12 protein-coding genes are annotated in these 12,778 nt (G+C 48.8%); 1 reads left to right on the top strand and 11 read right to left on the bottom strand.

The features are described 5' to 3' along the window. Window positions 1-191 precede the first annotated feature (191 nt). The 9 genes from BLR65_RS21930 to BLR65_RS21970 form a co-directional block, all read right to left on the bottom strand. Window positions 192-1,031: a YitT family protein gene (locus BLR65_RS21930; protein ID WP_093796307.1), complete on the bottom strand. Its 840-nt coding sequence runs from the start codon at window positions 1,029-1,031 to the stop codon at window positions 192-194. 10 nt (window positions 1,032-1,041) lie between these two features. After that, entirely contained in the window at window positions 1,042-2,133 is a 1,092-nt protein-coding gene (gene csaB, locus BLR65_RS21935; protein WP_093796308.1) for a polysaccharide pyruvyl transferase CsaB, read from the bottom strand. Next, on the bottom strand, window positions 2,126-4,195 hold the full coding sequence (locus BLR65_RS21940; RefSeq protein ID WP_093796309.1) for a DUF5693 family protein: 2,070 nt from the start codon (window positions 4,193-4,195) through the stop codon (window positions 2,126-2,128). Before BLR65_RS21940 ends, csaB begins: the two co-directional genes overlap by 8 nt. Before the next feature lie 115 nt (window positions 4,196-4,310). After that, entirely contained in the window at window positions 4,311-5,003 is a 693-nt protein-coding gene (locus BLR65_RS21945; RefSeq protein WP_093796310.1) for an LmeA family phospholipid-binding protein, read from the bottom strand. 4 nt (window positions 5,004-5,007) lie between these two features. After that, window positions 5,008-6,106, bottom strand: a protein-coding gene (prfB, locus tag BLR65_RS21950) for a peptide chain release factor 2 (RefSeq protein ID WP_176772787.1) whose coding sequence is annotated in 2 segments (ribosomal slippage) — window positions 5,008-6,033 and window positions 6,035-6,106 — 1,098 coding nt in all. Because the reading frame shifts where the segments join, the coding sequence is not laid out codon by codon here. A gap of 15 nt (window positions 6,107-6,121) precedes the next feature. After that, window positions 6,122-8,644, bottom strand: a complete 2,523-nt coding sequence (gene secA, locus BLR65_RS21955) for a preprotein translocase subunit SecA (protein WP_093796312.1) — start codon at window positions 8,642-8,644, stop codon at window positions 6,122-6,124. Window positions 8,645-8,979: 335 nt separating this feature from the next. Then, window positions 8,980-9,678 carry a cytochrome b/b6 domain-containing protein gene (locus BLR65_RS21960; RefSeq protein WP_093796313.1) on the bottom strand — a complete coding sequence of 233 codons (699 nt, stop codon included), beginning with the start codon at window positions 9,676-9,678 and terminating at the stop codon, window positions 8,980-8,982. A 12-nt stretch (window positions 9,679-9,690) separates the two neighbouring features. Beyond that, window positions 9,691-10,002 (bottom strand): iron hydrogenase small subunit, encoded by a 312-nt coding sequence (locus BLR65_RS21965; protein ID WP_093796314.1) that lies wholly within the window; start codon window positions 10,000-10,002, stop codon window positions 9,691-9,693. A 12-nt stretch (window positions 10,003-10,014) separates the two neighbouring features. Further along, window positions 10,015-11,274, bottom strand: coding sequence for a [FeFe] hydrogenase, group A (locus tag BLR65_RS21970; protein WP_093796315.1), 1,260 nt, complete (start codon window positions 11,272-11,274; stop codon window positions 10,015-10,017). A 269-nt stretch (window positions 11,275-11,543) separates the two neighbouring features. Here BLR65_RS21970 and BLR65_RS21975 point away from each other — a divergent pair, with 269 nt between their 5' ends. After that, on the top strand, window positions 11,544-11,768 hold the full coding sequence (locus BLR65_RS21975; protein ID WP_245692979.1) for a hypothetical protein: 225 nt from the start codon (window positions 11,544-11,546) through the stop codon (window positions 11,766-11,768). Window positions 11,769-11,851: 83 nt separating this feature from the next. Here BLR65_RS21975 and hpf read toward each other — a convergent pair whose 3' ends face one another. Next, window positions 11,852-12,397, bottom strand: coding sequence for a ribosome hibernation-promoting factor, HPF/YfiA family (gene hpf / locus BLR65_RS21980; RefSeq protein WP_093796316.1), 546 nt, complete (start codon window positions 12,395-12,397; stop codon window positions 11,852-11,854). A gap of 157 nt (window positions 12,398-12,554) precedes the next feature. Then, the gene (locus BLR65_RS21985) at window positions 12,555-12,755 is read right to left on the bottom strand and encodes a cold shock domain-containing protein (RefSeq protein WP_093796317.1); all 201 of its coding nucleotides are present in this window, start codon (window positions 12,753-12,755) and stop codon (window positions 12,555-12,557) included. Window positions 12,756-12,778 lie beyond the last annotated feature (23 nt).

The following is a 12,778-nucleotide window of genomic DNA, read 5'->3' on the forward strand; positions in this document are numbered from 1 at the left end:
TACCCCTAGTTGACACGCAATACAAGTGGTTGGCACGCAATACAAGTAAAGTGCTCAGGCCTGAAACTGGCTAGAAATGTCCAGCTGCGAGGCGCACCGGAAAAACGTGCAGCGCCGCGTACATGCGTACGCAAGCAAACGTTTTGAGGAGCAACGAAGCAGATGGGCGTTTATAGCCAGTTTCAGCAGTTTCAGCGATAGGTGCCAAAGCCTTCGCCAAGCACCTCATGCGCATCCGCCACAATGACAAAAGCCTGGCGGTCAATACGGTACACCAGGTCTTTAACAGAGGAAACCTCACGGGTATTGACCACACAGAAGACAACATCCCGGTTGGCGTCTGTGTAGGCACCCCGTCCGGCCAGAAAGGTCACGCCCCGCCCAAGATCCTTCATAATCGCCGCTGCCACCGCGTCAGGCGCATTGGACATAATAAAAAAAGCTTTGGCGGAACTGGAGCCTTCCTGCACCAGATCAATAATTTGTGTAGTAACAAATAACGATATAAGTCCGTATAATGACAACTCGGCACTACCGAATACAATACCGGCGGTGGCAATGACAAAAAAGTCAACGCCCAACAAAGCCTGACCAATACTAATATTAGTCAGTTTATTAATAATCGCCGCCGCCAAATCCGTACCGGCTGTTGTCCCTTTAAATTTAAATACAATGCCCATGCCGACACCGGCCAGGACACCGCCGTATAAAGAATTAAGCAGCAAGTCATGGGTAAGCACCGGTACATACGGGGCCGTCAAATCAATACTGGCAGCGAGAATACCGGCTCCCAGCAGGGTATTAATGCCAAAGCGGGTTCCCAGAATTTTTACGCTGACCAAAAACATCGGGATATCGAAGGCCAGCATGGTCAGCCCCACCGGCAGACCAAACACATGATGAAGCACTGTGGCCAGGCCGCTGGTGCCGCCGGCCGCGACTTTATTCGGAATTAAAAACATGTTAAGAGCCACCGCGGTAATTACCGTGCCCAGCACAATTCCCAAATAGTCACGCAGCCACTTCACCATCGCTACCTCCTTACTTTTTTAGCAAACTAAGGGCAAGTTCGGCGTTTTGAAATGCTTTGTTTCTCAAAGTATTGATTCTTTCTTCCCGTTCCTGGTTGGGGCGCTTGCGTTCATCCCACAATTCACGAACCCTGGCTATCAGACTGTCGGCCGTTACCGTTTTCAGGGTGCCAACATGCCTTTCCCCAATCGTTTGCAGGAAGCGGTCAATCTTGGGGTCATAGGATATCCCGGCCATAGGCACATGCATAACAGCAGCAAAAATCAACGCATGCAGTCTGATGCCGATCAATAAATCCAAATTGCCAACAAGTGAAAGAAGCTCACTGGTAGTATATTCATCTGGCAAAACTTCAGCCCTATTTTTCATCTTGGCGGCAATTTTTTGAGATACACTGAGATCATCCGGCCACTGCATGGGAATAAATACGACCTTAGCTCCCAATTCTTCAATCATCCGGTCCCCGGCATGAGCCAACACCTGTTTATAATGACCCCAGTCTTTCCATTCGCGTACCGAAATTCCGATAAGCGGCGCGACGCCTTCCTGGCCGTGTTTCTTTAGAATGCTGCGGCCGATCAGTTTATCCACCGGATGCATGGCCAAAACCGGATCAGCGGTGACATGAATAGGCGGCGCAGTTACTTTTAGACGTTTAAGTTCTTGGTAAGAGCCGTCATCGCGGACAGTAATCAAGTCGACCATATTGCCAATATACCGCATCGCTCCCTGTGCCAGCAGCCCTTTTACCGGGCCAATCCCCTGCGCGTACAGCATAACCGGCTTGCCCAGCTTCTTGGCCAGCATCATAATACTTAAATAATAGTAGAGACTGCGATCGCTGGTTACATCCTGGAGCAGGCTGCCGCCGCCGCTGATCAGGAGCCGGCTTCTTACCAAAACCTTGGCGATCTCCGGGTAATTCAGGCGATACACGGCGGCGACGCCGTGCCGCTGCCGTGTGTCTTCCGGATTGCCGGAAATCACTGTAATTTTTATATTGGGTTCAATGTCGGTCAGAGCCTCAATCATGGCCGCCAGCATGGCCTCATCACCCGCGTTGGCAAAACCGTAATAGCCTGAAACAACAATTTCACTCATGGGTGGCATTACCCCTTCCCCAGCGAGCGATAACAGCTTGAATCACATACACGCCGACAACAGCGGCAATCCCGATGACCGCACCTAACAGCAAGCCATCCAACGCCCGGACAGTCGACATCAGCACCGGTGTCCGCAAATGGGCAAAGGTTTCGACAAGTGATCCCTGCGCAATGGTCGCCGCTACAATTAATAAATATTGAAAAAGGCGCGGCCACTGACGATAGATAGACATAACTGCCAACAAGAAGGCCGGATGGCCGATTAAGAACTCCTTCTCGCGCGGACGGGCATACATCGCTTGTTCCAAGAGCGCTCTCAGCTTAAGTTCGGCAGCCGGTACCGGCACCCCGGCCGTATGTCCTGAACGGCCGACAAAGATCCAGGCAGCAAACGCCGCCGCGCCGACAAGCAGCAATGTTTTCATATAGACCGGATAGTTCAGGATAGTCTTCACCTGGCGCCAGAGGTCCTTAGGACTCGTCAATTGCATGTTGTCAAATAAATTATATCTGGTCAAATAAATAATGGTTACTAAGAGCAGCGGTGCCACAAAGGTCAGTTTTACTCCCCGGAATATCTCCATTTCCAGGAAAAATCGTATATCACTGAGCACAGCACCCAGATAGAGGCCGCCTGACAGGGAAACAAACGTAGCGACAACAACGGCCCCCAAGCCGGCGGTAATTATTCTGCCTAAAGCAACCGGCTGGTTAAAGTGACCGTCGGCTTCCATTCGCCGCCAGCGGTCTAACTGCCAGGTCATAGCTAAGGCCGGGAAGACGCTGGCGGTGGCCAGCGCCACCATTTGGCGGCTAAGCGTACCGCCGCCCTTAAGGATTGGCAGCACCAGTAGTACTGACAGTACAGCCGTAAGAATATACTGCCAGCGGGCGGGAAACGGACAAATCAGCGACAGCAAGAGTACGCCGGCGGCAGTTGCCCCGAACATAACCAGCGCCAATAACGCCGGCATCGGGAAATACGGCCGGAAGGTATCTGCCCGTCCCAGGCTGTAGCCCTCGTCCACCAAAGCTTGTTTCACCCCTGACACATAAGCCAGGTTAGTTTCTGCCAGCGTTTTCCCCGGCTCCGGCTTATCATACCGGCGCAGGAGATTGATCCGGATATTACGCTCCTGGTCAGTCACGGCCCAGCGCAGGATAGCCTCAGCAGCCTTGAGCTTAGGCTGCTCATCTTTCGGTATGACATAAACCCGGGCAGACTGATAATTATTGGCGGCCGCCAGTTGGGTAAGACCTTCCTGTTTAAGGAATTGGAGCTGCAAAGGGTGTTCAATCATGCCCAGGGTTATATGGCGTTCTTTAAAATAACTGGCAGTCATCGGTAAAAGATCCGGGTAACCCAAAACCTCTTCGCCGGAGAAAATGATGGCACTCAGATTTTTGACCGGTGACAGGCGCTGAAATACGGAGTTAACATCATCAGGCGTTACTTTTGTATAATTCGTCGGGCGGGCAATTACATAAAAGCCCATCTGGTCGACGGCAGCCAATTCTTCTGACGGCAGCCCCAAATTCCATTTAACCACCTTTTCAAAATTGGCCTTCGCCGCCAGTACCGGCCGCTCGCCTTCAGCCAGCAGCGTTACCCTGCCAGGCCCCAAACGGCGGCTCAAGTCCTCCATAACTTCCCTGAAGACTTGTTGGTCCTGGCCGACAATGTAAACATCCTCAGCCTGAATCTTGCCTGCTGCAACTAAATTGCGCCAGAAGGGATCACTCAAGGTGCCGGTGCGGTTTTGGTGGAGGATCTCAGCACCAGGCAACGCTGTTATTTTGCCACTTTTATTAAGTTTCTCCAGGGTAGCTTCATAAACAGCCAGGCTTGTGACACCAGCCTCCTTGAACTGCCTGAACAGATCTGCCGGCGGAATCCCTTCGATTTGTGCTAATTCCACGATATCTTCATAATCCATTACTGTTTCTACTGTGGAATTGGCCTGTTCAACCATGTACCGCTGCCAGTCGATGGTGAAAGCAGCCAATAACCCCACAATAATCACACCAATTAACCATTTATTATATGTAAAGGTTGACAAATTCTCTCCACCCTTTTTGAAACTGCCTGCAAACAGTTTCAATAATTATACGGTATCTGTACTATTCCCCAAATTGCTAAATTCCAGCACAAGCTTACAGCAAAAAGGCTGGAAACTAGTTCCGGTTATCGGCATAAATAATAACCTGCCCCTGCTCCATCACAACATCGCGCACATTAACATTAAACGGCAGTTTTTTCAGATCCACCAACGGCAATTCGGTCAGCAGCGAGCCGCCGACATTGCCGACCGGCGTATTGTTCAGCCAAAATTGATCGGTCACAAACTTGATCCGCCGATTGTCGCGATCACCGGTGATCCGGCCTTCCAGTTTGACATCCACCCGGGCGATTGCGCCTAAATTCAAGGTACTTCTGACCTGCACCTTGCCGGGAGTAATCGTGACAGCGGCATTCTTAACCCCTTTTACAGAATTATTCAGAAATGCGGCTAATTCCTCCTGGCCAATTGCTGCCGTAAGCTGAACTTCATCGACTTTTTTCAGGACGAGTTTCCGGCTGGTCAAAAGTGCCTGAGTGTCCACTTCTACGCCGGTTAAATCAACATGCATATTTTCGAATGTTATTTTTTCGGTTTTCACCTCACTGGCATCGGCTCTCACCCGGTCAAACTTACCATCAAACATAAGAATTGCCGGCGCTTTGTCGACCTTGGCCGTAACCTGCCGGCTGCCGGTCAGGTCACGCAAGCCCTGCGCCACTGCATCCGACACCAGCTTCGGCAATACAACTTCCAAGGCGGCCACTACCATAACCAGGAACAGGAGTATGGTCGTCAATCGCTTCATAGGGTTACCCCCCGTTTTTCAAATAGGCTTCAATGAACAAATCAATCTCGCCATCCATGACAGCCTGAACATTCCCTGTCTCGGCAGCAGTCCGGTGGTCTTTCACCATATTATAGGGATGAAAAACATAGGATCTGATTTGGCTGCCCCATTCGATAGCCTGATATTCCCCACCGAGTTCAGCCTTCTTCTCCGCTTGTTTTTGCTGTTCCAGTTCAAAGAGCTTAGCCCGCAGCAGGCGCATACACTGCTCCCGGTTCTGAATCTGCGAGCGTTCACTCTGGCATTGCGCCACAATCCCTGTCGGCAAATGGGTCATGCGGACAGCGGAATCGGTCTTGTTGATATGCTGACCGCCAGCGCCACTGGCCCGGTACGTATCAATCCGCAAATCAGCCGGATTAATGCTGATCTCAACCGAATCGTCAATCTCCGGCATCACATCAACCGCGACAAACGAAGTATGCCGGCGGCCGCTGGCATCAAACGGTGAAATCCGTACAAGGCGATGCACTCCTTTTTCGGCCTTTAAATAACCATAAACGTTGGTGCCGCTTATCATAAGCGTAACACTTTTAACCCCGGCTTCATCACCGGCCAAAAAGTCCATGGTCTCCACTTTATAATTATTCCGTTCTGCCCAGCGCACATACATTCTTAAGAGCATTTGCGCCCAGTCCTGCGCTTCGGTGCCACCGGCACCGGCGTGCAGTGTCAAAATGGCATTATTGCTGTCATATTCACCGGACAACATCAATTCCAGTTCAAGATGATCAAGTTCCCGTTCCATGTCGGTAATGGCGGCGCTCACTTCAGGATAAACAGTCTCATCCTGTTCTTCCACCCCCAATTGCCACAAAACGGTCAGATCACTATGACGGCTGGCCAAGCTGTGGTACTGGCTGATACTGTCTTTCAAATGAGTGACTTCCTGGGCAACCTTTTGGGCCTCATCAGGATCATCCCAGAAAGTGGGATCACTCATGCGGTCTTCCAATTCTTCAATTCGCTCCGTTTTACCGGCAACGTCAAAGAGAAGCCCTCATTTCTTCAAGCCGTTTGGCCAGGGTCTCAATCGACCCGCGCAATTCTTCTAAAAGCACTTTCTCCACTCCCTATTACTTAGCTCCACAGCAACGTTTATATTTCTTACCACTGCCGCAGGGGCATAATTCATTGCGGCCTACCGTATCTTTATTGACAATAGGCTCTACCGGCTGCGCCTGTTCGTCGCCTTCCGCGCCGCCGCGGGTCGCATGCGCGCCGCGCAGGTGGTCCTCCGGCTGCGCCTGGGAAATAATATTCACCCTGAACATATAGCGGACAATATCTTCCTGCACATTCTCAATCATTTGCTGGAACATGTCATAGCCTTCAATTTTATATTCAATAAGCGGGTCTTTTTGGCCATAAGCCCGCAGACCAATGCCCTGACGCAGCATTTCCATAGCATCCAGATGTTCCATCCATTTCGCGTCAACCGTCTTGAGCATGACAACCTTTTCCAGTTCGCGCATATTCTCCGGACCGAATAAAGCTTCCCGGCCATCGTAAGCCAGCTTGGCGACACGCAGCAGTTCTTCCTTAAGTTCATAACGGCTTAATTGATCAAGATTCTCCTGCTTAAGCTCGCCATTCGGCGCAAAGAAGCCTTCACAGTACTCAATCAGGCCGGCATAATCCCACTCTTCCGGATAGATTTTTTCATTGGCATAAACATCCATGCCGAAATCAATAACTTTTTCAATCATATTTTCAATGTTTTCTTTGAGGTTGTCGCCCATCAGAATCTTTCTGCGCTGGCTATAGATCACCTCACGCTGCTGGTTCATGACATTGTCATATTCAAGGACATATTTACGGATATCAAAGTTCCGGGCCTCAACCTTTTTCTGCGCTTGTTCGATAGAACGGGTAATCAGCGCATGCTCAATCGGCTCGTCTTCCTCCATCCCCAGTTTATCCATGATACCGGCAATATTGTCGGAGCCAAAGAGCCGCATTAAGTCATCTTCCAGGGACAAATAGAAACGGGAAGATCCCGGGTCTCCCTGACGGCCGGACCGGCCGCGCAACTGATTGTCGATCCGGCGGCTCTCATGGCGCTCGGTGCCGATAATATGCAGGCCGCCCAATTCAGGCACACCGGTGCCTAACACGATATCCGTACCACGGCCGGCCATATTGGTCGCAATAGTGACCGCTCCGGCCTGGCCGGCCTGCGCGACGATCTGCGCTTCCATTTCATGAAACTTGGCATTCAGTACATTATGGGGGACGCCTTTTTTCTTAAGCAGGGACGATAATTCTTCCGACTGCACAATCGAAGTCGTACCGACAAGCATGGGTTGGCCTTTGGCATGGCGTTCCGCAATTTCCTGCACAACGGCCTTATATTTTGCCCGTTTGGTTTTATAAATGACATCAGGCAGATCCTCGCGCTGCATCGGCCGGTTCGGTGGAATAACAATAACGTCAAGATTGTAGATTTTCCGGAATTCAGGCTCCTCCGTCTTGGCTGTACCGGTCATACCGGCCAGTTTTTTATACATCCGGAAATAATTCTGGAAGGTAATGGTGGCCAGCGTTTGGCTTTCCCGTTCGACTTTAACGCCTTCTTTGGCCTCAATGGCCTGATGCAGCCCATCGGAATAGCGACGGCCGAACATTAGGCGGCCGGTAAACTCGTCAACAATGACAACCTCGCCGTCTTTCACCACATAATCCTTATCCCGCTTCATCAAGGCATGCGCCCTGAGTGCCTGGTTAAAGTGATGCGACAACTCAATATTTTCACTCTCATAAAGATTAGTAACATTAAGCAGCTTCTCGGCTTTGGCCACGCCAGCCTCGGTAGGCGCTACGGTATTGGCTTTTTCGTCAATGGTATAGTCTTCGCCTTCTTTTAATTTAGGCACAACCTTGGCCAAAACAAAATACAGATCTGTCGATTTTTCGCCCGGACCGGATATGATGAGCGGCGTCCGCGCTTCATCGACCAAAATACTGTCAACTTCGTCGACAATGGCATAATTCAGCGGCCGCTGCACCATTTGCTCAGCGGAAATAACCATGTTGTCGCGCAGGTAGTCAAAGCCGAACTCATTGTTGGTACCATAGGTTACGTCAGCACTATAGGCCAGTTTGCGTTCATCATAGTCGAGGCCGTGGACAATCAGGCCAACCGACAGCCCCAGATAGCGGTATAATTTTCCCATCCACTCGCTGTCGCGGCGGGCCAGGTAGTCATTTACCGTCACCACATGTACGCCTTTGCCGGTGAGCGCATTGAGATACACCGGCAGCGTTGCCACCAGCGTTTTACCTTCCCCTGTCCTCATCTCGGAGATTTTGCCTTCATGCAGGGTAATTCCCCCCAGCATTTGCACATCAAAATGACGCATAGCCAGCACCCGGCGTGAACCTTCCCGTACCACCGCAAAAGCTTCCGGCAAAAGATCATCGAGGGTCTCGCCTTTATCCAGGCGGCGCCTGAACTCAGCTGTTTTGGCAGTTAACGTGGTATCACTCATACTCTGCAGTTCAGGCTCAAAGGCGTTAATTTGCTCTACCAACTGCAGCATACGCTTAATTTCTTTTTCGTTATCATCACCAAACAAGTTTCTCAAAAATTTTAACAAATTATCAACTCCCCGGTAAAAAACCAATAAATTACACAGTAGACTTTGCCTGGCACAAAGAACAAAAACACCACACCTAGGCCTGCAAAATCTGTTCTAAGGTTAGTATGTGCCTAATATATGATTTTAGCAGAAAGCGCGTGCAAAGTCAAAAATGGATCGCCTGGTTAAAGAAAACACAGCTCGCCAAATGCTGAAAAACCAGTAAAGCCGGGAAATTAAAAACGGGATTGCCAGCCAGCGCCAACGCATAGTTTAATCAGCGTTTTTGACGTCTTGCTAAGCAATCCCGTTATTTAGCTCATACACGCATCTTTCCCGGTACGCTCGCAGTCTTAACCTGCCGGATGTTGTCCGGGAGTCGATATCTTACTTCCCTTAACCGGTTCAATTTCATTTTCCACCCATACCGGGTTATGATGTTCGGCCTCATGGAGCGGCTGCGTCCCATCGCCAAACATGCATAAAAACTCACCCCAGTTGTACACTCCCAGGAAGATATGGGCAAACAGGCACAAGCCCAGGAAAATACCGATTACCAGATGAAACATATCAAACCAGTACATGACCGCTTTCGGCGCCACCGGCAAAAATGCGTACAACCCCCAGCCGGTAACAATCAAAATAATGCCGCCGATCAGCATCATAATTCCCATTTGTTTTTGTCCTGAATTGATTTTACCCATTGGCGGCACAGGAATGGTTTTGCCTAACAGCATTTTTTGCGGATAGCCGCCGCAGATTTTCATCCAGGCCATATCCCGGGCATCCCAGGTAAAAATCCGGCGGGTAAAGGCCACAATCCGGTCTAAAGCAAAAATAATATAAAAAATGCAGGATAATGTGAGAATGCTGGCACCAATAATATGAATTTGCATTATGAGATTTTGCAGATCGTCGCTAAACGGTTTCCACCAAATAAAGAACCCGGTAAGCGCTGCCGGTAAAAACCCTAAAATCAATCCCCAGTGAAAAAGCCGCGAGATAAAAGGGTGCTTGAGTACCCGCGGGCCGTGTTCATCATGATGACTCATCCATTATCCCTCCTAAACTAATTTCGTTCTGTCCACATACTTAGTATGAAACAGTTCTTCGGCCAACGGACTGAGTGGGTTTTGAGCAAATTTTTTGTACACGTCAGTCACAGCCTGGTTGTTGTGGCTTTGGCGGATTTTTGATTTGGCGTCATCTTTATAGATGCCTTGCGCCCGCAGCTTTATATATTTGGTGCGGTCCTGAACCAAATCTGTGGCCACATAGGCACCGGTCCACAGTACGGCGGCTGCCACACCGGCAAGACCAATAAATTCACGCCGCGTTACTTTTACGGCTTTCTCGATATAATCATAATGCGCCACTATTTTCCCTCCTTATGACCACGGCAGTACAGCCTTGGCTTTATCCAGCCAGGATGTCCCCATTGGATTGATGGGCTGACCGCCGCCATTGACACAGCCGCCCGGACAGTTCATGACTTCAATGAAGTGATATGGTGATTTGCCGGCTTTCACTTCATCCAACAGCGGTTTTACATTTTCTTTTATGCCGTGGGCTACGGCTACTTTGAGAGTTACTTCTTTACCGGTTTTAACATCTTTCATGGTAACGCTGGCTTCTTTCACCCCTTTAAGGCCGCGAACGGGCTGGAATTCCAGCACATCAAGCTCTTTGCCGGTAATAACGAAGTAAGCGGTCCTGAGCGCGGCTTCCATAACGCCGCCGGTATTGGCGAAAATCGTGCCTGCGCCGCTGTACTGCGCCAGCGGATTATCCTGGTCGGTAAATTCAGGAACGGTTTTAAAGTCAATAGTAAGCTTCTTGAACAAACGGGCTAAGTCCCGGGTAGTCAAAACAACATCGATATCAGGATAGGTTCCTGATCTACCCTGGGTTTGCCAATAATGAGCGGCACTCGTAAATTCCGGACGCGAAGCCTCAAATTTTTTCGCCGTACAGGGCATAACGCCAACCATAAACACGTTTTCCGGATTAACCTTCCAGACTTCTTGCGCGCCGTAAGTTTTTCCCAGGGCACCGGCCATCATCATTGGCGATTTCGCGGAGGACATATTCGGCAGCAGTTCAGGATAGTTAAGTTCTGCATACCGTACCCAGGCCGGACAACAGGAAGTAAATTGCGGTAAAGGTCCCAGATGATGTTCTGACGGCTCTTTCAAGGCGAAATGACGGATTTTGGCAATGAGTTCCATGCCTTCTTCCATGATGGTCTGGTCGGCCGTGAAGTTCGTATCCAGCACTTTAAACCCGGCCTGTTTCATGGCGCCGTAGAGTTTTTCCGTCACCAGGCTGCCTGGTTCCATGCCAAACTCTTCGCCGATTGCCACCCGGACGGCCGGGGCAATGGTGCCAACAACAGTGACTTGCTTGTTTTTCAGTTTCTCAATAACCTGATCCACGGCATCAACCTTGTCCTTAGGCGCCCCAAACGGACAGTTAACCAGGCACTGACCACAAGAAATACATTTCTCGCTGTTGATCTTGTGAATCGCGCCATATTTGCCCTCAATTGCCTCGGACGGACAAAATGACTTACACGAATCACAGCCCTTACATGTCTTGCGGTCAATCTCAATGATACGGGTAACCTCCTGTGATTGAAAACCTTTCAAGACAAAACCTCCTCACCCATGAAATTGTAAATTTTCCCCTGTAGATGGATAACTTCGTGAAATTTAGAACGTTTAAACCCGATTATAATACTAGAATTAAATAACAGTATGGTTTAACTGTAATTTATATTTTGGAACTTGTCAATATTATTAAAATAGTCTGATTAAGTTATTTATTTCACTTTTACTAAATTAATCAAGAAAATAGTTTAAAAAAATACCAAATCCTGCATACTATTATAAGAAGGGTTCCCTCGGGAGGTAGCATCGTGAATCATAACGTCATGGATATTTTAGATATCGCGGGGCAATTGGCTGATCTGAAAGATGTGGATTATAAGAATACGTTAGCCATTGCCGTATTAATAGAGCTTTTCATTGAGAAAGGATTATTCACCAGACAGGAATTTGCCCGGAAAGCTCAGGAATTGGAATCAGCGTCACTAGCTGAGATTATTCTGAAACGCCGCGCGGAATACCAAACACCGCATTAAGAGTTACGTTGCGCTATGGGGCAATCTCATACAAGCAAAGAGCCGGGAGGAAATCCTCCCGGCTCTTTTGCGTTGCAATGTGTTTAGAACTCTGGTTCAATCAAGCCATACCGACCGTCTTTACGCCGGTATATTACGTTAACCTCTTCGGTTTCAGCATTAGCGAATACATAAAAGTCATGATTGATCAGATTCATCTGCATGACGGCTTCATCAACCGCCATGGGTTTAACCGCAAACCGTTTGGTTTTGACAATATCGAACTCTTCTTCACCAGTAGCCTGATTTGCCAAAGTTGCCGCAGGTATTAAGTCAGTCTTAAAGCTGCCGCTTTTTAACTTACGGGACAATTTTGTCTTATATTTTTCAATCTGCTTTTCAAGCTTTTCAATAACCAGATCAATGGAAGCATACATATCGGAGGTAGCTTCTTCACCACGAAGCAGTATTCCATTGATAGGCACGGTCACCTCAACAATGTGTCGACCTTTGTTAACTGTGAGGATTGCAGTAATTTCGCCCATGCTTGCACCGTCAAAATACTTGGTGATTTTGCCAACACGTTTGGCGACATAGTCTTTCAGCGCTGGTGTAATATCAATGTTTTTTCCACGTACTGTGATTGCCATATTACCCATCCCCTTTCCTGGTTCCTATATATTTAATATTCCCTGTCAAACGAAAAATTCCTGTCCAAAAATTCAATATCTTGTCTTTTTTCGATGTTTTTGTTATACCAAAATCAAAACCCGGCGATTAATCGCCGGGTGTAGTTTATATATTTGATTAGTTGGCTTTGTAAACGTTGCTAGCTTGCGGTCCGCGAGCGCCTTCAACGATTTCAAATTCAACCTGTTGGCCTTCATTCAAGGTTTTGAAGCCTTGGTCCTGAATAGCCGAGAAGTGTACGAATACGTCGCCGCCATCTTCTCTTTCGATGAAACCGTAACCCTTTTCTGCACTGAACCACTTAACTTTACCAATCATGTGAAACTCCTCCTAAGATTGAA

This window comes from Sporomusa acidovorans (assembly GCF_900101845.1).
GTDB classification, from domain to species: domain Bacteria; phylum Bacillota; class Negativicutes; order Sporomusales; family Sporomusaceae; genus Sporomusa; species Sporomusa acidovorans.